At 36.6% G+C, this 19,950-nt stretch carries 19 protein-coding genes; 11 read left to right on the forward strand and 8 right to left on the reverse strand.

Going from position 1 to position 19,950, the window contains the following annotated elements:
- Window positions 1-70: 70 nt before the first annotated feature.
- Window positions 71-1,171, reverse strand: coding sequence for a Gfo/Idh/MocA family protein (locus AACP56_RS02905; RefSeq protein WP_339333613.1), 1,101 nt, complete (start codon window positions 1,169-1,171; stop codon window positions 71-73).
- Entirely contained in the window at window positions 1,168-2,268 is a 1,101-nt protein-coding gene (locus AACP56_RS02910) for a glycosyl hydrolase (protein ID WP_339333611.1), read from the reverse strand. Before AACP56_RS02910 ends, AACP56_RS02905 begins: the two co-directional genes overlap by 4 nt.
- A gap of 138 nt (window positions 2,269-2,406) precedes the next feature.
- On the opposite strand from AACP56_RS02910, the gene AACP56_RS02915 reads away from it, so the two are divergent.
- The 10 genes from AACP56_RS02915 (at window position 2,407) to AACP56_RS02960 (ending at window position 12,907) form a co-directional block, all read left to right on the forward strand.
- The gene (locus tag AACP56_RS02915) at window positions 2,407-5,640 is read left to right on the forward strand and encodes a WD40/YVTN/BNR-like repeat-containing protein (RefSeq protein ID WP_339333609.1); all 3,234 of its coding nucleotides are present in this window, start codon (window positions 2,407-2,409) and stop codon (window positions 5,638-5,640) included.
- Window positions 5,641-5,642: 2 nt separating this feature from the next.
- On the forward strand, window positions 5,643-7,565 hold the full coding sequence (locus AACP56_RS02920) for a S9 family peptidase (protein WP_339333607.1): 1,923 nt from the start codon (window positions 5,643-5,645) through the stop codon (window positions 7,563-7,565).
- A 69-nt stretch (window positions 7,566-7,634) separates the two neighbouring features.
- Window positions 7,635-8,372, forward strand: coding sequence for a DUF2490 domain-containing protein (locus AACP56_RS02925; protein WP_339333605.1), 738 nt, complete (start codon window positions 7,635-7,637; stop codon window positions 8,370-8,372).
- Window positions 8,372-9,589, forward strand: coding sequence for a bifunctional alpha/beta hydrolase/OsmC family protein (locus AACP56_RS02930; protein WP_339333603.1), 1,218 nt, complete (start codon window positions 8,372-8,374; stop codon window positions 9,587-9,589). The genes AACP56_RS02925 and AACP56_RS02930 overlap by 1 nt, the downstream gene beginning before the upstream one ends.
- A complete protein-coding gene (locus AACP56_RS02935) occupies window positions 9,589-10,074 on the forward strand; it encodes a YdeI/OmpD-associated family protein (protein ID WP_339333601.1) in 486 nt (161 codons plus the stop codon). Before AACP56_RS02930 ends, AACP56_RS02935 begins: the two co-directional genes overlap by 1 nt.
- Window positions 10,075-10,143: 69 nt before the next feature.
- Window positions 10,144-10,731, forward strand: a complete 588-nt coding sequence (locus AACP56_RS02940; protein ID WP_339333599.1) for a superoxide dismutase family protein — start codon at window positions 10,144-10,146, stop codon at window positions 10,729-10,731.
- A 68-nt stretch (window positions 10,732-10,799) separates the two neighbouring features.
- Window positions 10,800-11,330, forward strand: coding sequence for an RNA polymerase sigma factor (locus tag AACP56_RS02945; protein WP_339333597.1), 531 nt, complete (start codon window positions 10,800-10,802; stop codon window positions 11,328-11,330).
- A complete protein-coding gene (locus tag AACP56_RS02950; protein ID WP_339333595.1) occupies window positions 11,331-12,122 on the forward strand; it encodes an anti-sigma factor in 792 nt (263 codons plus the stop codon).
- A 2-nt stretch (window positions 12,123-12,124) separates the two neighbouring features.
- The gene (locus AACP56_RS02955) at window positions 12,125-12,697 is read left to right on the forward strand and encodes a cysteine hydrolase family protein (RefSeq protein WP_339333593.1); all 573 of its coding nucleotides are present in this window, start codon (window positions 12,125-12,127) and stop codon (window positions 12,695-12,697) included.
- Window positions 12,698-12,724: 27 nt separating this feature from the next.
- Entirely contained in the window at window positions 12,725-12,907 is a 183-nt protein-coding gene (locus tag AACP56_RS02960; RefSeq protein WP_339333591.1) for a hypothetical protein, read from the forward strand.
- Here AACP56_RS02960 and AACP56_RS02965 read toward each other — a convergent pair.
- A complete protein-coding gene (locus AACP56_RS02965; protein ID WP_339333589.1) occupies window positions 12,904-13,899 on the reverse strand; it encodes a VOC family protein in 996 nt (331 codons plus the stop codon). The genes AACP56_RS02960 and AACP56_RS02965 overlap by 4 nt on opposite strands.
- Window positions 13,896-14,615 (reverse strand): TIGR04283 family arsenosugar biosynthesis glycosyltransferase, encoded by a 720-nt coding sequence (locus tag AACP56_RS02970; RefSeq protein ID WP_339333587.1) that lies wholly within the window; start codon window positions 14,613-14,615, stop codon window positions 13,896-13,898. The genes AACP56_RS02965 and AACP56_RS02970 overlap by 4 nt, the downstream gene beginning before the upstream one ends.
- A gap of 140 nt (window positions 14,616-14,755) precedes the next feature.
- On the opposite strand from AACP56_RS02970, the gene AACP56_RS02975 reads away from it, so the two are divergent.
- The gene (locus AACP56_RS02975) at window positions 14,756-15,544 is read left to right on the forward strand and encodes a DUF547 domain-containing protein (protein ID WP_339333585.1); all 789 of its coding nucleotides are present in this window, start codon (window positions 14,756-14,758) and stop codon (window positions 15,542-15,544) included.
- Between the two features lie 11 nt (window positions 15,545-15,555).
- Here AACP56_RS02975 and AACP56_RS02980 read toward each other — a convergent pair whose 3' ends face one another.
- From AACP56_RS02980 to AACP56_RS02995, 4 genes are all read right to left on the reverse strand, one after another.
- Window positions 15,556-16,659: a BamA/TamA family outer membrane protein gene (locus AACP56_RS02980; protein ID WP_339333583.1), complete on the reverse strand. Its 1,104-nt coding sequence runs from the start codon at window positions 16,657-16,659 to the stop codon at window positions 15,556-15,558.
- A 326-nt stretch (window positions 16,660-16,985) separates the two neighbouring features.
- Complete coding sequence (locus AACP56_RS02985; protein WP_339333581.1) at window positions 16,986-18,263, reverse strand: tetratricopeptide repeat protein; 1,278 nt, start codon at window positions 18,261-18,263, stop codon at window positions 16,986-16,988.
- An 83-nt stretch (window positions 18,264-18,346) separates the two neighbouring features.
- Window positions 18,347-19,066 carry a DUF4331 family protein gene (locus tag AACP56_RS02990; RefSeq protein ID WP_339333579.1) on the reverse strand — a complete coding sequence of 240 codons (720 nt, stop codon included), beginning with the start codon at window positions 19,064-19,066 and terminating at the stop codon, window positions 18,347-18,349.
- 22 nt (window positions 19,067-19,088) lie between these two features.
- On the reverse strand, window positions 19,089-19,772 hold the full coding sequence (locus tag AACP56_RS02995; protein WP_339333577.1) for a DUF4331 family protein: 684 nt from the start codon (window positions 19,770-19,772) through the stop codon (window positions 19,089-19,091).
- Window positions 19,773-19,950 lie beyond the last annotated feature (178 nt).

The raw sequence follows: 19,950 nt of genomic DNA on the forward strand, positions 1-19,950 counted from the left end.
CAGTATTACGAAGTAAGGAAGTATTGGAAAAAACGAATATCCAAAATGCGCAGCGCAGCAGTAGTACCTATTACTTAATAGCAACGGTCCTTTTTGTTTTAGCACTTTTTCGAGCTGCATCAAGAATTTCCATGACTATCATATTATTCTCTAGGGAAGATGGGTCATAGGATTTTAAAGTAAGTTCCTTGTTGATAACAGCTGCAAATAAGGCAAAAGGGTCGTTCAGAGGGGTTTCTAGCTCTTCTAAAGTATAAGATTCCTCTTTATATTCATCATACCCTTCAGCAATCCGAACTCGAAGGTCATTACGATTATCGGCATAGATTACTCCGTTAAGACCATAAACTTCCATGTCCTTTCTTCCAATAGGCCAATCCCATGAGGCCTGAATAATAGCATTGGAATTTTCATAGTTCAAAATTATAATAGCATCGTCATCTACTTTTGGGTTATTTTCTGCTTGTAATTGTTGGGTGATTGCGGTTACTGAGTTTGGTTTTTGTCCATTTTGCAACCAAGTCATTAGGTTTGCTCCGTAACATCCAAAATCCATAATAGCACCACCGCCATTTTGCACAGGATCCACAAGCCATTCCAAAAATTCACTATTGATTCCTATTTTCTTTGGCCCTTTATGCCCGTCATGGATAACCACTTTGCGCAAATCTCCGATTGCGCCGGATTGCAATAAATCATAGGCTCTGTGATTGGTAGGATACCAGGTAGTCTCATAATTCGTCAACAAATGAATACCATACTTTTTAGCAAAGGATTCCATTTTTTTCGCGTGTTCTAAGCTTACTGCTAAAGGTTTTTCCACCATAACATGGATACCGAGAGGAGCACAGGTTTCAACAACCTCCAAATGTTCATAAATGGTTCCAAAGGCCGTAACTCCTTCTGGATGGGTAGCAGTAATCATCTCTTCCATCGTATCAAAAACTATATCCATGGAAAACCCATGCTGTTTAGAATAGCGCTCAGCTAAATCACGATTTGGTTCAACAATCCCAACAACTTGAATGTCACTACTAGCTTCTCTTCCAAGTATCCAATGCACGTGTGTATGCGTAAGACCCACTACACCAATTCTCACAGGTTCTTCCTGTGCAGAAATAGTATTAAATGACATCAATAGTAGAATGCTAAATGTGAATAGTAATTTCATTCGTTTAGTTTTAAATTTTTCCATAAATCTGAAGAAGCTTTTAGATATCTAGGATTCGCCATTTCTTCCTTCCACCTTTCAGAAACGTATTCACTCTCTTGAATTCGTGAATCTATTCTTTGAAATACAGGATTATTTGTCCACATGGGTTGCGAAGACCAGTCTGCATTTATATAGGAAAAAGCTTTTATAACGTCTTTGTTGTTATTCAAAGTTGAAATAAAACCAGTAAACCATTGTTCCCAAACTCCCTTTGCTACTTCTTCATCTGAAAGGTCAGCATTAAAAAACAGTCCACCTTGTTCCAGAACGGGCGTAGCCTCAGCAATAAAAACTGGTTTGTTATGATTACGGGCGAAAATCAGCATTTCTTGGTCGGGGTTACTAAAATAAGAATAAGCACACCAATCCACCAATTCATCTCCAGGATACCACTCTTCCAACACTTCCTGATCAGAACCTGTTCCCTTGGATTGCCATACAAAAGCCACATTATTGACTTTCATTTCTTTAAAAATTTCGCGAATCCGTTTCCAAGCAGCCAAATAGTACCTTCTGTTATAGTGATTCCAATCCCAACCATCAAACTCATAGCCTATTCTTAAAAATATAGGGCGTTTACTATCCTTAATCCATTGTGCCAATTCTCTTATGAGTTCATTATGCTCTCCTTTGGCTACTTTCTTTTCATTATTGACCATAGATAGTCCTATGGATATCATACTATTGTCAAAATCATCATCTTCTAGATAGCACTGTCCACAGGTATCTCCAGCTCCCCAATTTGCGGTAGTTTTAATCCCATCGTTCCCTTTAAAATAATGGCCATAAGATTCCCCTCCTATTGAAAGTCCTGTATAAATGGTTATTCCAGCTGGTATTTTAAAATAGTCACAATAACCGTTTGAATAGTTATTAAGCCCACCTACAGCAGCCATATCTTGTCCAATAAAGAGCAAACATTCACCATCTTTAGGTTCAAATTTAGTGCTAGAATTCTCTGCTTTACCTTTATTTTCTGGTAGACTTGTTTTTACTGTTGTGCAACTAACAAAGAAAATAAGAGTGCAAAAAAATACAATGTTTTTACTTTTCATTGATGAAGGCTAATACCTTAACAAGGTAAGAATTCCTATTTCAAAATAAGAGAATAGTATTTTCCTCCATTAACACCTTTTTAAGAAACCGAACATCCCTTTTCTTTATCTTTAGGCGACTAATTAACTTTCCAACAAATGAAGAATTTATTTACGCTATTGATGCTTCTAGCATCAACCTCCTTTTTTGCTCAAGAATTTACAATGGACCTGGTCCAAGACCTTAAACCACGGAATATTGGCCCTGGTGGAATGAGCGGTCGTGTTACTGCTATTGATGTTGTGACCGATAACCCAGACGTAATGTACGTAGGTACTGCTTCTGGTGGTCTTTGGAAATCTACTTCCGGTGGAATAAAATGGGAACCTATTTTTGATAAAGAGCTAACGGCTTCTATTGGGGCAGTTGCCATTCAACAATCTAATCCATCTGTAATATGGGTAGGTACAGGAGAAGGTAATCCGAGAAACAGTTTAAATGGTGGCTTTGGAGTTTACAAATCGCTTGATGGAGGTAAAACATGGAAAGCCATGGGCTTAGAGAAAACTAGGCACATCCACCGTGTTGTTATTGACCCGACAGACCCTAACATAGTTTATGTAGGTGCAATTGGTTCTCCTTGGGGTGTTCACCCAGAGCGTGGCGTTTACAAAACTACTGATGGAGGAGCAACATGGGAGAAAATACTTTTCATTAATAACAAAACTGGGGTAGCTGACTTAGTGATGGACCCTACCAATCCAAATAAATTAATTGCTGCCATGTGGGAACATAAACGTGACCCATGGTTCTTTAAGTCTGGTGGTGAAGGTAGTGGGTTACATATGACCCACGATGGCGGTAAAACATGGAAGAAACTTTCTGATGAAGATGGCCTGCCAAAAGGCGAACTTGGACGAATTGGTATTACTATAGCTAAAAACAAACCAAATATTGTATATGCATTGGTGGAAGCTAAAAAGAATGCACTTTATAAATCTGAAGATGGTGGTTTTAAATGGAAGAAAATAAATGACAAGAATGATATTGGCAATAGACCCTTTTACTACTCTGATATTCATGTAGACCCAGAAAATGAAAACCGATTGTTTTCTGTATTTACCTATGTGAATGTATCTGAAGATGGTGGTAAAAACTTCACGCAGCTAATGCCAGCCTATGGGGTGGATAATGGTGTACATCCAGACCATCATGCATGGTGGATTCACCCGGATAACGGACAGTTTATGATAGATGGGAATGATGGTGGAATGAATATTACAAAAGACGGTGGTAAAACATGGCGTTTTATTGGAAACTTACCGGTTGCACAATTCTATCATATAAATGTGGACAATGAATACCCATACAATGTGTATGGTGGCATGCAAGATAATGGGTCTTGGAGAGGACCAGCTTATGTTTGGCGAGCTCAAGGAATACGAAATAGTTATTGGCAAGAAATTGCTTTCGGTGACGGTTTTGATGTGGTCCCAGATTTAGATGACAATCAATTTGGCTACGCTATGAGCCAGCAAGGTTTTGTATCTCGATACGATTGGAAAACGGGCAATAATTATATTGTGCGCCCTACGCCACCAGATGCAGAAACCAAACTACGTTTTAACTGGAATGCAGGTATTGGGCAAGACCCATATGATAACAGCACTGTTTATTTTGGAAGTCAGTTCGTGCATAAGTCAACCAACAAAGGTTTAACATGGGAGGTGATTTCTCCAGACCTAACCACCAATGACCCAGAGAAACAAAAACAAAGCGAAAGTGGTGGTTTAACTATGGATGCTACAGGTGCTGAAAATCATTGTACCATTTTGGTGATAGAACCTTCAACTGTTGAAAAAGATATGCTTTGGGTGGGCACGGATGATGGTCGCGTTCACATTACCCAAAACGGTGGTTCTAACTGGATAGATGTTACCAAAAATATTAAGGGATTACCAACAGGAAGTTGGATTCCACAAATAAAAGCTTCGACAAAGAATAAGGGAGAGGCTTTGTTGATAGCTAATGATTACAGAAGGTTTAATTACACCCCTTACGCTTATAGAACACGAGATTATGGTAAAACATGGACAAGAATTGTAGATGCAAATAATGTAGAAAGCTACACACTCTCTATCGTTGAAGACCCAGTAAACCCAAATTTAGTTTTCTTAGGTACAGATGATGGTTTATACATTTCTTTTGATGCTGGAAACAAATGGCAAAAATGGACTGAAGGTTTCCCAACGGTTTCTACTAAAGATTTGGTGATTCAACCGAGAGAGCACGATTTAGTAATTGGCACATTTGGGCGTGCTGCATGGGTTTTGGATGATATTCGCCCATTGCGTGCTTTAGCTTCGAATAAATCAATACTTAGTAAAGACATCAAACTTTTTGATAGTCCAGTTGCATATCAAGCAGCATATCAGCAGCCAACCGGAAGTCGTTTTGGTGGTGATGCTTTGTATAACGCTGAGAACAAAAAAGGTGGTGCAATGATTACCTATTACCTAAAAGAAGGTAAAAAAGACATGAAAAAAGATAAGAAAGATGATGACGAAAAGGATAAGAGCGAGAAAGAAGAAACTGAGAAAACTGATGATAAAAAGGAATTGACAGGTGTTCAGAAAAAGGATTCTGTCCAATTCGATTTTTATGACGGGAATCGCTTAATCAGAACTTTAAAATATAAAACTCCAGAAAAAGCAGGATTCCACAGAGTTTATTGGGGAATGGATGAAAAAGGTCCAGACAGACCAGCTCGTAAAATCAGTAAGAACAAGCGAGAAAGAGGCGGAACTGATGTAAAACCAGGAAACTATAAAGTAAAAATTAGCTTTGGCGAAACTTCTGATTCTACTAACATTACTGTAAAAACTGACCCAAGATTAGATGTCTCTCTAGCTTCAGTCAATGAAATCTATGAGCATAGTAAAAAACTGGAAGGGTATACACAAAAAGCTGCCGACGCTGTAAAACAGCTTGTTGAAAGCAAAGATTTGGCAAATAAGTTTTCTAAAGAAATGAAGGCTTTGGATAAGGACAAATACAAAGACCGAATAAAAGCCTCAAAAGATATTGTTAAATCAATTGATTCTGTGGTAGCCGTGTATATTGGAAAAGAAGATAAGCGACAAGGTATTACACGTAATCCAGAAATTAATGTAATGCAACGTATTGGCAATGCCAGTTTTTATGTTGCTACACGTAAATCTGGATTAACCAAAACTGAGAAAGACCTTATTAAGTATGCTGAAGCTGATTTAAAATCAGCTTTGGAAAAAACGAACTCCTTTTTTACTGAAAAATGGAAAGCCTATCGTGAGTCGATAGAAGCATTGAATTTATCTCCTTTTAAGGAGACAGAACAATTTAATCTAAACTAAAAATGAACAAAATACTATTAGTAGTACTTGCAGTTAGCGTCTTTTGGAGCTGTAAGGAAGAAAAAGCTGCACCCTCGGTGGCAGAGACTATGAAAACGTATACCATTGCCCAAATGATGGATAACGAAGCTATAGGTGGAGGAAGTTTTTCTCCAGACAAGTCAAAATTATTGATTTCTAGTAACCGCTCTGGGATTTACAATATGTACACTGTTGCGACTGATGATGGTGAAATTATGCCAATTACACAATCAGATAGTTCTTCAGTATTTGCTATCTCTTATTTTCCAAATGATGAGCGTATGCTTTTCCGTATGGATGGTAATGGAGATGAAATTTATCACATCTATTTAAGAGAAACAGATGGTAGCCATAAAGATTTAACTCCATTTGAGGGTTCAAGGGCAAATTTTTCAGGTTGGACGGATGACAAAAAAAGCTTTTTGTTTTCTTCCAATAAAAGAGATCCACGATTTTCAGATTTGTATGAGATGGATTTGGAAACCTTTACTCCAGAGATGTTATTTAAAAATGATGAAGGATATTTTGTTGGTGGATTGTCTAAAGACAAAAAATACTTATCGCTTATTAAGCCAATTAATACCAATGATGCTGATTTATTTCTGTACAATAGGGAAGATAAATCATTAACTAAAATCAATAAAAACCAAAGTGCGAATAGTCCTGAAGATTATTCTCCCGATGGCAAGTCTTTGTATTATACAACAGATGATGGTGGAGAATTTGCCCAACTTATGAAGTATGATATTGCTAATAAAACCAGTGAAAAAGTGCTCTCTAAAGATTGGGATATTATGGGGAGTTATTTCACCGAAACTGGAAAATATCGGGTAACCTATATTAATGAAGATGCTAAAAACACTATAGAAGTGATGGATGTTGCTTCAGGAGAAAATATTGAGTTACCTGATATGGAAAATATGGATATCACGAGCGTTTCATTTTCTAGAGATGAAAAAACCATGCGTTTTTATGCGGGTGGTTCGCACACCCCTTCTAATTTATATGTCTATGATTTGGAAAGCAAAGAACAAACTAAACTCACAGATGTATTGAATGATGAGATACAAGCACAAGATTTGGTGAACGCAGAGGTAATACGGTATCCTTCTTTTGACGGCTTAGAAATTCCTGCCATATACTACAAGCCCCATCAGGCTACTGCAGAAAACAAAGTTCCAGCGCTGGTTTGGGTTCATGGTGGTCCTGGAGGACAATCTAGACAAGGGTTTAGTTCTTTTATCCAATATATGGTAAATCATGGTTATGCTGTATTAGCTGTTAATAACCGAGGGAGCAGTGGTTATGGAAAAACCTTTTATCAAATGGATGATTTAAACCATGGTGATAAAGATTTAAAAGATTGTGTGGAAGGTAAAAATTGGCTTGCCTCGCAATCTGAAATTGATGCGGATAAAATAGGTATAATAGGTGGATCCTATGGAGGATATATGACAATGGCTGCACTAACATACACTCCAGAAGAATTTGATGTTGGAGTTAACCTATTTGGTGTTACGAATTGGATACGTACTTTAAGAAGTATTCCACCATGGTGGGAGGCTCAAAAAGAAGCCTTATACTTAGAATTAGGAAATCCAAATAGTGCAGATTCTGTTCGTTTACGAAAGATTTCTCCATTATTTCATACGGACAAGGTTACCAAACCTCTAATTGTATTACAGGGTTCAAAAGATCCTAGGGTTTTACAAGTAGAATCTGATGAAATTGTAGCTGGAGTTCGCAAAAATGGTGTTCCGGTTGAATATGTTTTGTTTGAAGATGAGGGTCATGGATTCGTTAAAAAAGAAAATCAAATCACCGCTTATAGCAAAGTATTGGAGTTTTTGGATATTCACTTAAAAGGTGAAAAAGTTACTCCTATCAAGGATGGGGATATTTAGCATAAATAAATTGTAATTTACTAATCACCCTTCTTACAAAGTAAGCGGGGTGATTTATTTAATGTATATATGAGAAAGTTTTTTTTAATAGTGTCAATTTTTTTAATCAATTTCATTAATGCCCAAGACGAATCAGCACCTGAGTTTCGAGGAGAAGATGAGACCGGAATCTGGTATATGTATTTTGGAATGAACCAAATTGCCGAACGTTGGAGCATACATACCGAAGCTCAATTTCGTTATTATGAAACCAGTTCAAATTTTAATCAATTGCTTTTAAGGACTGGGGCAAATTATCATCTCAACCCAAATGCAATTGCAACAGGTGGTTATGCTTTTATAAATACTGATCCTGATTTTTCCGATACTCGAATTATTTTTGGTGATATACTTGTAGAAGATATTAGAATTAAGGAACATCGCATTTTTCAACAGTTTATTTTAAAAAATAAAGTTTGGGAATTTCTTTTTGAGCATCGTTATCGTTTGGAACAGCGTTTTATAACATTTGGAGAAAGTGGAGATCCAGACTTTCAAAAAAGTACGCAGCATCGTGCACGCTATCGAATACAAGCAACTTTACCATTGACCAACACGCTATTCTTAAACTTTTATGATGAACTATTCATCAATTTACAAGACAACCTGTTTGGACAAAACCGCCTTTACGGTGCTTTGGGTGTTCACTTGACAGATAATAGTAGTGTACAATTTGGATGGTTGAGAAATCAATTTAGTAATGCAGTTTTCGACCGATTTCAGATAGGATTCTTTTTTAATCCCGACTTACGTAAAAAGTCAAAGTAATGAGCCTTCAAAAAGTCACTTTCCAAAATAAGAACGGTCAATCCCTTGTAGGTCGTTTAGAGTTACCTATAGATAGACATCCCCATAACTATGCGCTTTTTGCACATTGTTTTACCTGTAATAAAAATCTATTAGCTGTAAAAAATATAAGCAAGTCTTTGACCAACAATGGATTTGCTGTATTGCGCTTTGATTTTACCGGTCTTGGAGAAAGTGATGGTGATTTTGCTGATACGAACTTTTCCGGAAATGTTGAAGATTTGGTAGCAGCTTCAGACTTCTTAAAAGAAGACTATGTCGCCCCTACCCTATTAATTGGACATTCTTTGGGAGGAGCAGCTGTTGTATTTGCAGCAAGTGAAATCCCATCAGTACAAGCTGTGGCTACAATTGGTGCTCCATCAAATCCTGTTCATGTAAAACATCTATTTAAAAGTGGGCTCGAAGAGATTAAAAAAGAAGGCGAAGCGGTAGTAAATCTTGGAGGACGTGATTTTAAAATTAAAAAACAGTTTGTTGATGATTTAGAAACCAAGTCCCTACCAGAAACTGCTAAAGACCTAAGAAAGCCATTATTGGTAATGCATTCCCCACAAGATGATACTGTTGGAATAAAAAATGCTGAGGAAATATATGTTTCAGCGCACCATCCAAAAAGTTTTGTTTCGTTGGATGGAGCAGATCATTTATTATCCAGAAAAGAAGACTCTACGTATGTAGGGGATGTTATTGCTGGTTGGGCAAAACGGTATCTAAATTGTGACGCTCTAAAAACAAACCTTAAGACAAAACATCAGGTAGCGGCCAGTTTAGATATAGAAGATGGGTTTACCACAAGGATTAAAGTCGGCAACCATTATCTGACAGCTGATGAACCAGAAGAATTTGGAGGAAATGACTTTGGTCCCTCACCCTATGAATTGGTTTCAGCTGGTCTGTCTGCATGCACGGTAATGACAATTCAAATGTATGCGAAACGAAAAGGATGGCTAATAGAGAATGTAGAGGTACATACTTCTTATAGTAAATCCCATGCACAAGATTGCGAAAATTGTGAAGATGACACTGCCAAAATTGACACTTTTGAACGTGAAATAAAACTTTCTGGAGATTTAGATGAAAAACAAAAAGCAAGAATCATGCAGATTGCGGATAAATGTCCTGTACATAAAACACTTCATAGTCAAACTCAAATAATAACTAGGTTAATTGAATAATGGAAAGTCCAGTTTTTGAAATTTCGATTACTGGAAGCTATTACACGCTTTTACTTCCCATGGACATCATAAAACCTTTTCTAGATAAAAATATTAAAAGGGCAAAAGTAAAGGCAACTTTTCAAGGGAAAGAACTTTCTTTTCATGGTGCCTTTCAAAAAAGAAATGGTAATTATTACATGATGTTCGGCAAACGCTATCAAAAAGAACTTGGCGTTTTTCCCAATGATTATTTTCAATTGCAATTCTTTGAAGATGACTCTAAATACGGAGTAGATGTCCCAGAAGAATTTGAAGCGGTCATGTTCAGCGATTTTGAAGCGCATCAAGTTTTTGAAACACTTACAGATGGCAGAAAACGTGGTCTTATTTATGCTATAGCACGTTACAAGAATTCCCAGACGAGAATAGATAAGACGCTTTTACTTTGCGAAAATTTAAAAAGAGGGATTCGCGATCCAAGGGAACTTTTTAAGGCGTTTTAATTAATTTCTTAAAGTTGACACCGCACCAAATTATCTTTACCTTAGTACCAAACCTATAAAACACTTACGATGAAAAAATTAATTGTACTTCCTTTAGCACTTTTATTATTCACAGCTTTTAGCTGCAAGGAAGTCAAAAAAGAAACTGAAAATGCTTCTGAGGAAATGGAAGAAGCAGTAGAGACTGTAATAGAAGAAGTTCAAGTAGAATCTATTAAGTTCCAAATGGAACCTAAAAGTGATAGTGGTGTTTCTGGAGAGGTTACTTTTACCGAAGAAAATGGAGAAGTAAAAATGATGGCCTCATTATCGGGACTTTCAGAAGGAGAGCACGCTATACATATTCATGAAAAAGCAGATTGTTCCTCTGCAGATGGAAAATCAACTGGAGGACATTGGAATCCAACTTTTCAGCCACATGCCGAATGGGGTGCAGAAGGTGGTTATCACAAAGGGGATATCGGTAATTTTACTGCTGATGCTGGTGGGAACGGAACTGTAGAGTTTGCTACTACAGAATGGTGCATTGGATGTGATGATGACACTAAAAATATTGTGGGTAAAGCAGTGATTGTCCATCAAGGTGTAGACGATTTTACATCACAACCAAGTGGTGCCGCAGGAGCTAGAGTTGCCTGTACCGGAATCATAGAGTAAACATCTATAAAATACATGAGAAAAGGCTTCCTAACCGAAGCCTTTTTTTATATTTGGTATCGAAACCTATGGAGCTAGACCTTCTCATACAAAAATTTCAAAACAAGGACGTTTCCGCTTTTGAGAAGCTCTATGCGATGTACTCCGAAAATATATTGGGGGTCATTAACACCATGATCAGGAACCCGGAAAGGGCTCAAGAAATTTGTCAAGATGTATTTGTCAAAATTTGGGAGAAAGCAGACACTTACAATTCATCCAAAGGGCGTTTTTTTACTTGGATATTGAATATAGCCCGCAATGCTGCCATCGATGAAATACGTTCAAAATCCCACAAACAACAAAAGAAAAACCTCAGTACAGAATACTTCGTAGGTATTTTGGAAGGCAGTGAGGATTTAGAAGGAAAAATGGATGCAATAGGGCTTAAAACACTACTCAATAACCTAAAAGAAAAGTGCGTACAAATTATAAGTCTACTTTATTTTCAGGGATTTACCCAAAAAGAAGCTGCCGAGGAATTGAACATCCCTATTGGAACTGTAAAAACTAGAAATAGAAGCTGTATTTCTCAAATAAGAGAAAACATGAAGATATAAATGGATATTAAGAAATACATATCATCCGGTATTTTGGAACTGTACGTTGCAGGACTACTCTCTGAGAAAGAAAACTTAGAGATAGATGGATATGCACAGGAATATCCTGAAATTAAAGCAGAAATTGAAGCTATAGAAACTGCAATCCTAGATTTGACCCAGAAATCTTCTCCAGGGCTACCCAGCACTAGTTTTGAAACCATTAAAACAGAAATACGAGAAGTAGTACAACTAGAACCTAAAGTTGTTAAAAAGACCCCATGGACCAGCTATTTAGGTTGGGCCGCATCTATAATCTTTGCTGCTGGTTTAATATGGATGTATACAGAGAACGATAAGCTTAAATCCGAAATAGAGGTAACAAACCAAGAAAAGCAAACTTTGCAAGAGCAAATTTTAAACGCTAGAGAAGCGGTTGTTGGCACGGAAAATATTTTAAATGAATTACGGGATAAAAATGTAACCGTAGTCGCTCTTGGCGGTCAAACCGTATCCCCAGATTCTTATGCCAAAGCATATTGGAACAGAGAAACACAAAAAGTATATATAGATGCCCAGGGCTTACCGGAACCTCCTCCCGGATTCACCTATCAAGTCTGGTCATTAAAGCTAAATCCATTAACCCCAACGAGCGTTGGTCTTTTAGATGATTTTGCTAGTAATGACAATAGGCTTTTTGAGTTGCCAAATACCAATGAAACGGAAGCCTTTGGAATTACTTTAGAGCCAGCAGGCGGTAGCGAATCCCCAACCTTGGAGCAGCTATACACACTTGGGGTTATAGCTTCATAACTATGAATTTAGCAAATAAAAAACCTGCATTACTTCTAATTGATATCCAAAAAGGATTTCAAAACGAAGCTTACTGGGGCGGAAATAGAAATAACAAAGACGCAGAAAAAAAATGTGCTTTTCTATTGGATAAATGGCGAAGCCTTAACTTTCCCGTGTATCATATCATGCATGGGTCCCAAAACCCAGATTCGCCTTTACATCCTACAAAACCTGGTTTTGCTTTACAGGATGTAGTAAAGCCCATTGAACAGGAACCTGTTATTGTAAAAGATGTAAATAGTGCCTTTATCGGAACTAATTTGGAAAAACATTTAAAAGACAGGGGAGTTTCAACTTTGGTCATAGTGGGGCTCACAACTAATCACTGTATATCCACTACTACCCGTATGGCTGGCAATCTTGGTTTTGAAACTATTTTGATTGCTGATGCCACGGCAACTTTTGACCGAAAAGGGATTACTGGGGAAGTGTTTGATGCAGAACTTATCCATCAAACTACCTTGGCAAGCCTTAACGAGGAATTTGCCGAAGTAATGAAAATGGAAGATTTGTTACAGCTATTGAACAGCTAATTTTAAAACTTTTTATTATTTTTCCGCATGGATTTAAAGAAAATATTTGGAGCAATACTTACTCTAGCTGGAATTGGTGGACTAATTTATACCGCTATTTTATTTGGAAATAATACGGGAACTACCCGTGCAATGATTACCTATGGTGTTTTAGGTGCTGTTTTTTTCTTTGCTGGTGTAGGATTGATTCGAAATACATCAAAAAGTTAAAAATCCTTTCTTTTCCGATGTACTTGCATTGCTTTTACCACCCAATTTGGTAAAGGCTTTTTTGGGTTTCGATTTTTTAGATTGATATAAATCCCCAATTTTTTAAGAATGGGGACTTTATGTGTCTCCACTAATTCTATTAAAGTTCCATCTGGGTCTTCAACATATCCAAATCTACCTGAAGCCTCACCCATATCAAAGCTATTTGCACTATCTACAGTAAATGGATGACCAATTGATTGTGAAGCCTTTTTGAGAGCATCCATTCCAGCAACATCAAAGCATAAATGAATATATCCTAAATCTCCCCATATTCTATCTTCATATATTTTACTCGGAGTTCTATCGATTACCTGAATAAGTTCTAATTCAAATGGTCCCAAAAGTTTTCCAAACCCACCAACTGTTGAAGTGTTTCTAGAGATTAAAACCCTTCTATATTTTGAAGTCCCTCCAGGGATATTTTTAAAGTCATCAAAAACTCCTGTTTCATCAGACTTTATTTTATCCAATCCAAAAAGACCTTGATAGAATAAAAGTGATTTTTCCATATTGGAAACTCCAATAACAGCACCCATTACTCCCCCATTTCTATCCTTATAATTGCAGAAAGTATAATTATCCTGAACAGATTGTATCCAGTTACCCCATGGGTCTTTTAAGCAACTACTGGGAAGGATTATATCCGTATTGCGTAATTTCATCATATTGATGCCCAAATCACCCAGTTTAAAATCCGTAATCTGTGGTTTTGGAGTCCTATCTTTAAACTGCCATATTTCCAAGCCGCCCCCGCCTTTCATGTTCATAGCCAATAAAGCATAACGACTCATTACTTGATCAGCAGTATATTGGGTCATTAAGGCAGCTTCCGAGGTGTCTTCAAAAACAAGAATATCAAATCCAAAATGATTCTTATACCAGTTAAAAACCTCTTTGGCATTGGTAACTCCTATTCCAATTTGTTGGATACCGTTTACAGTGTAGTTCAAAACTTCTCCTTATTATTTTGATAGGGCAACCGTAACAATCTATTGTGGATTATTTTCAATTTTTCAGGGGCATACCCAAATTTAAAGAGGATTACCAACAAAAAATTGGTCAGGTTAACTCGTAGATATGAGTTCTCTTCATATTTTCTTGAGGAGACAACCAAATCATTCTTTATGATTTTATAGGGTACTTTTTCAGCTTTCATTCTACTAAAAAACTCAAAATCTTCCATGAGAACTTGTTTTTCATTGAAGCCCCCCATTTTTTCAAAAACCGATTTTCTAATAAAAAGACATTGGTCTCCTCCTCCGGTAAAAATCCCATCTTTAGATGTAAAAGAAGAATTTAATTTTAGAAAGAAGTTTTCTTTATCAAACTTATATGAGAAAAAGCCTGCATCGTTATTATTATTTATGGTTTGGAGGATATCCTCAAAAAAACCTTTTGGAGGTACCACATCTGCATGCAAAAAGACCAGAATATCTCCTTTGGCAGCAGCAGCACCGCCATTCATTTGGACTGCACGCCCTTTCTTATCACATCTGATATAGCTTAATGCATCAAAGCCATTTATTGTTTTAGAACCATCTTTTGTATCCTTGGATAAACACACCAAAACTTCTACTTTATGACCATAAGCCAATTTAGATAGTCTTGGCAGTAGATTTTCCAAGTTTTTTTTCTCGTTATGTGCTGGTATTATTACACTTATCATACAGTGTCGCTCTTTAAGCTATATACGTAATATGATATCATGAAGTTTTAAAAATAATGGTGAAAGATTGTTTTACATTTAACGACTGAACCCATGCAAAGTTTTTTCCGTACGTATGAGCGAATCTAACAAGAAAAACAATGAAAAATAATGTAATCCTCTTACTTTTTTTGGTTTTACTGAGTTGCTGTAAAGTAAAAGAGGCTCCTTTGAAAAGTAAAGCGATAAAAACCACAGATTTTAACAAGATATCCGAGCAATTTCTTGAATTTGCAAGAGATGGAAAAGACACCAACGCCTTACAAGATCAGTTAGCCAATGTTACCTTAGAAGAATTAAGCGAAACATTGGTGACCGATGAACAAAAATTTGCATTCTGGATAAATATCTATAACGGATACATTCAAGTAATTTTAAAAGAGCACCCAGAATATTATAATGACCGAAGAGCTTTTTTCTCTAAAGAGCAAATAAAGATAGCTGGTGAAACTGTTGCGTTTTCTAAAATTGAACATGGTATTATTAGAAAATCTCAGTGGGAATTGGGTCTTGGCTATTTTAGAACTTGGTTTCCTGATAAATTTGAACGTAAACTACGTGTAAAAAAGCGGGATTATAGGATACATTTTGCTTTAAATTGTGGTGCAAAAGATTGTCCACCTGTTGCCATCTATACCCCGAAACGAATTAAAGAACAATTGGAGAAGGGTACTGAAATCTATCTTAAGAGAACATCAGAATACGATTCCGATAAAAATGAAGTGGGCGTAACTTCATTGTTTAGTTGGTTTAGAGGGGATTTTGGCGGAAAAAGCGGTGTAAAAAAAATATTAAAAGAACAAGGTATCATTAAGGATACAAAAGGAGTGGATTTGGTTTATAATAATTACGATTGGACCCTTGATTTGGACAATTTTATTGACTTGTAAGCTAGTGTTTATCAAAAGGCTTCTCGAATAGTAAAATAAAGATTTCCACCTTCAGCGGCATATCCGTAATCCACACGAATACGGATGCCGTCTTTTTTATTTATAATATAGCGCAATCCTATTCCGCCTGCATTTCTATATTTACTTGCAAAAAGGTCACTAAACGTCGGTGACACAGTTCCAGTTGAGGCAAAAATTGCTCCTCCAAACCTGCCAGATATTGGGAAACGATATTCAGTCGTAATGCTTAACTCCGCATTATCTTGATACCTCCTGTCATTAAAACCTCTAGTTCTGTTTGTTCCAAGTCTGTTAAAATCAAAAAAAGGCGTTCCTTCACCATTATTTGCAATAAAAAAGTTCGTAGCCAAAACCTGCTTCCCTTTTATCTTTTGATAAAATCTATTGTCAAGGCTAAACTTTGAATAAGAAAATGAGGAACCTAAAAATTCCGCAGCTGTAAAAACGCTGCCTTGGATAAAGAACCCCTTTGTTGGATAGAAAATATGGTCTCTGGAGTCATAGAATGCTTGTATACCAATATTGGAAACTGTGCCACCTACATCTTTACCAATAACATTTGAAGTTTCCAGAATTCCTCTTTCTGTGATTCGCAATCTGGAAAAAACATCTAACTCGTACCCTATTCCTAATGAAATCTTAGGTAATACCTCCCTTAAAATTGAAAATCGAAATCTTGGAAAAGTAACATCATAAGTATCAAAATCTTCCTCTAGGGAATTAATCCCTACACCGTAAAAATTATAGAAGTATTTATAAAAACCCAATTCACCAACAACACGCCATTTCTCATTGTCCCAGTACAACTCATAGGGAGCAAATACAAGTAATTGATTTTTTGTAGTATAACTGATTCCAAATTGGGCAGAAGATGGCCTACTCGATTCTGGTTCTTCCTTAAATTTAAAAGTTGCTATCCCTAATCCTCCATAACCCAGCCCAGTTTCAGGCAAGTAAAATAAAACAGGTAACGCAGTTAAATCAAAGTCTTTAATTAAATCGCTTTTTATAGAAGTGGTATCATTTTGACTATGGGAAAGAAGGCAGAAAAGAAATAAGACCGCATAAACAGTGATAAGAATTACCTTTCTCATGAACGTAAGTTACATAGCCAATCTTAATTACCCACTACATCCAACTATTATTTTTTACAGATCAGAAGAGTATGCCAGGAGAAGTTTTTTTAAGGATTTAGTAGCAAAATAAGCCTTTGCCAATAGCGCAATCATAATGAAAGCCCAACAGAAAAATAGAAAATAATACATAAGATTTGGGTTTATACTACCTACGTAATTTTTCCCTTCAGGGTTTTATATGCTAAAAGCTCCCAAGCAAATTGCCAAGGAGCTTCCTAAAAACAACTAAACATCCTACAATGGATTTCTTTTAATCAAACACAAAATCTTTTTATAACTATAGCTTATAGTTGAGCAATCTGTTCTTCGGATGCGGGACCTAATTCATAGACAGCTCCCAATAATTCAAGCTTTAAGCTCGCAACCTTATCCAGTTGATTATTTGCCTTATAAACTTCAGCCGCCTGTAGCAAAATTGCAGGTTCAAACGTTTTGCCAACAATTTGTTTCTCTACAATCTCTAAGGCTGCTTTTGTTTTTCCCATTTTGTTGTAAACATTGGCAAGTAGTCCGTAAGCTTCTGCTGTTGGCCTACTTATAACCTCGTTTAAAGCTAGGTTTAAGGCCTTTTCATATTGCTGGGTATGATTTAGATAAAATCCAACATCGTAAGCATTGTACATGCTTCCATAATCATTTGCTTGGACAGCTGTATAATAACGGTCTAAGTTTGCTGTCATCGCAATTTTATCATTCATAAATTCTGCTATTTCAGCTTTCAATAAATAATAATCTGGAGCTTTGTGATTTTCTGTTACAGCATCTAGAATTCGTAAAGCTTCCTCTCCATTCTTTTCATACGAAAAAACAATCCAAGCCAAGCCTTTTTTTGCATATGCATTTTGCGGGTCCAATTCTAATGTCTTTAGATAATATCGGTAAGAGTCACCTATCCTGCCTGCATGTCCATAGTAATCTGCAATGTTACTATATGACCATAGCAAGAGTGTTTTGTTTTTTGATGATTCTGCCTTTGCCATGGCTTTATCCATAAATTTAATGGTAGTGTCCAGATTACCTTTGTGATCATTCCACTTGGCAATACGGATTAAATACCCAAAATCTGACATGTTTTTGATACTGTCCAAGTACTTTTCAGCTAGGTCATAATTACCCAATTCCATATGGATATCAAATAACAGGCTTTGTGTTCCTTTTCTGCCGCCACCAATTTCATCTGCTTCTTCTGCAAGTACAAGCGCTTCTTTAAAACGATGTTGGGAGATATAGTTTCTTGCCAAGGCCCTGCGATAAGCAGCTTTGTTAATATTAGCTATTTCAACTGCTTTTACCAATGCTTTTTCAGCTTTCTTTAAATATTTAATATCACCTGTTTTCTTAAAAAAGCGATTATACTCACCAGCAACGTTGGGAAAGCTTAATAATTGAATACTATCTGGTTTTATCTTCGAATTCCACAATTCGAAATATTTAGAAGTAGTTTCTGCGGAATTAGAAACCAGAAAGGCTTCATAATCAATAGAATCAGTTCTAAAATTTGTGTTTTTATCATTGCAGGAAACAATGAGTAAAACAGCTATGATATAGACTATATTTTTCATTGAATAAATTTTTAGTTGTTTTTAATAAAAGGAAGGGAACCTATTGCCAGCTCCCTTCCAACTCCTTTTCATAGCATTATAATCTACTCAGGAGCCCCTATATAAGGGAATGTTGTAGTTATGTTGTCAGCAGTAAGGCCAACACCATCGGTTACCAACTGGGGCAAGCCACCTTCACCATTGAAACGAGCTCCATCCCTACCTCCAAAAAGAAGGATTAAAGAGACATCAATAACGTCATCTTCTAATTTTCTTCCAGTAAAACCAATCGGGACATTGCCGTCAAAATATACTGTTTGTGCATTTGGAGCCACTTCGAGAACATCTTTGGAAAGTACTGTGGTCAAAATTTCAGCGGTTACATCAAAACCAAGAATATCACTTAATATATTCGGTTCATAGTTAATATCAGCTGGATCTGCTCCCAAGGCAACTGCATAAGCGTCATGTAATGCCTCTAAACGAGCCTCATAACCTTCCTGAAAAGTAACCTCTTGTTCAGATGGAATAGAGACATTGTGCGAATCTTTGGTATCATCATCAGCACCTAAAACGGTATTGATTCCAGGGCGACCCATATGATCTACTTGAGCATACGTACCAGAAAAATCTGGATCCATGGACATTGTCTCACAAGGCGTACATGATCCACCACAATCCACACCTGTCTCATCTCCGTTCATTATACCATCATCACAGGTAGCCATATCTACCATTTGCTGGTCATCATCATTATTACAGGATGCCACCATTAGCGTAAGTGCTAGTGAAAAGAATACATATTTTATATTATATAGCTTCATTTTATTATTTTTAGAGTTATAATTATTGTTTTCTATTTGTGGTTACCCATGTTTTGTACACTTGTACACCAATAACGTTTGTAGCTGTTGTCTCACCTATTAAACTATTTGGCAGCTCAATTGCAATAGACATCGTATTTGCTCCGTCAAATGTATCTTCACCCGGCACGTTGAATCCCGAATTATCCATAGTAGTAGGTGCTAAAACCTCATTAAAACGGAAAAAATCGAAAAAGAAAGGGTCTTGGCGAGGACCTGCAAAAAGTGAAACACCATCTGTAGTTGTCTCAGTTATAGCTGTCTCTCCAGAGATTCCTACATCTCCAAGCGGAGTGTTTACAAGTACTTGACTGTTTAAACCTGTTTGGTCCGGTGCAACAGGACCAAAGAAATACATTCTACCATCCCTTGGTATGGCCTGTATGACCATGTCCTCAATCAAATCACCATCAACATCAATATTTATCTCGGTTAGGACATCCTCATCAAATGTTCCATAAGCCAATCCATCCACTACATTGGACTGTAAATCCACAATAAAGACAGTATTATCTGAATCCAATGAAGGTTCAAAAGCAAAGTAATCAGCAATATCAGCTGTAGTTCCCATACTACTGGGTGCATCAATATGGTCTGCTGCAACAAAAATTCCCGTCGCAACCGCCAATAGTCCAAAACCAGTAATTAACTTGGTTGTTTTTTTCATTTTTAATATTTTTTTGAAGATTAATACAACCGTACCTACGCAGTAATAAAAAATGGGGTTTGGTTTTTAAATGTTAAAAAAAACTTAACAGCATTTTTGTGTAATGAAATATTAGTCTTTGAACCCAAGTGTAGGTGAAGTTCTATATTTTCGCTTTCTTTGAAAGACTAATTAACCT

This window comes from Croceitalea sp. MTPC6, assembly GCF_036985525.1.
Taxonomy (GTDB): Bacteria; Bacteroidota; Bacteroidia; order Flavobacteriales; family Flavobacteriaceae; genus Croceitalea.

Excerpts from the sequence above, each read along its gene's own strand:
- AACP56_RS02905 (WP_339333613.1), bottom strand. The coding sequence starts at position 1,171 with ATGAAATTACTATTCACATTTAGCATTCTACTATTGATGTCATTTAAT.
- AACP56_RS02910 (WP_339333611.1), bottom strand. The coding sequence starts at position 2,268 with ATGAAAAGTAAAAACATTGTATTTTTTTGCACTCTTATTTTCTTTGTT.
- AACP56_RS02915 (WP_339333609.1), top strand. The coding sequence starts at position 2,407 with ATGAAGAATTTATTTACGCTATTGATGCTTCTAGCATCAACCTCCTTT.
- AACP56_RS02920 (WP_339333607.1), top strand. The coding sequence starts at position 5,643 with ATGAACAAAATACTATTAGTAGTACTTGCAGTTAGCGTCTTTTGGAGC.
- AACP56_RS02925 (WP_339333605.1), top strand. The coding sequence starts at position 7,635 with ATGAGAAAGTTTTTTTTAATAGTGTCAATTTTTTTAATCAATTTCATT.
- AACP56_RS02930 (WP_339333603.1), top strand. The coding sequence starts at position 8,372 with ATGAGCCTTCAAAAAGTCACTTTCCAAAATAAGAACGGTCAATCCCTT.
- AACP56_RS02935 (WP_339333601.1), top strand. The coding sequence starts at position 9,589 with ATGGAAAGTCCAGTTTTTGAAATTTCGATTACTGGAAGCTATTACACG.
- AACP56_RS02940 (WP_339333599.1), top strand. The coding sequence starts at position 10,144 with ATGAAAAAATTAATTGTACTTCCTTTAGCACTTTTATTATTCACAGCT.
- AACP56_RS02945 (WP_339333597.1), top strand. The coding sequence starts at position 10,800 with ATGGAGCTAGACCTTCTCATACAAAAATTTCAAAACAAGGACGTTTCC.
- AACP56_RS02950 (WP_339333595.1), top strand. The coding sequence starts at position 11,331 with ATGGATATTAAGAAATACATATCATCCGGTATTTTGGAACTGTACGTT.
- AACP56_RS02955 (WP_339333593.1), top strand. The coding sequence starts at position 12,125 with ATGAATTTAGCAAATAAAAAACCTGCATTACTTCTAATTGATATCCAA.
- AACP56_RS02960 (WP_339333591.1), top strand. The coding sequence starts at position 12,725 with ATGGATTTAAAGAAAATATTTGGAGCAATACTTACTCTAGCTGGAATT.
- AACP56_RS02970 (WP_339333587.1), bottom strand. The coding sequence starts at position 14,615 with ATGATAAGTGTAATAATACCAGCACATAACGAGAAAAAAAACTTGGAA.
- AACP56_RS02975 (WP_339333585.1), top strand. The coding sequence starts at position 14,756 with ATGAAAAATAATGTAATCCTCTTACTTTTTTTGGTTTTACTGAGTTGC.
- AACP56_RS02980 (WP_339333583.1), bottom strand. The coding sequence starts at position 16,659 with ATGAGAAAGGTAATTCTTATCACTGTTTATGCGGTCTTATTTCTTTTC.
- AACP56_RS02985 (WP_339333581.1), bottom strand. The coding sequence starts at position 18,263 with ATGAAAAATATAGTCTATATCATAGCTGTTTTACTCATTGTTTCCTGC.
- AACP56_RS02990 (WP_339333579.1), bottom strand. The coding sequence starts at position 19,066 with ATGAAGCTATATAATATAAAATATGTATTCTTTTCACTAGCACTTACG.
- AACP56_RS02995 (WP_339333577.1), bottom strand. The coding sequence starts at position 19,772 with ATGAAAAAAACAACCAAGTTAATTACTGGTTTTGGACTATTGGCGGTT.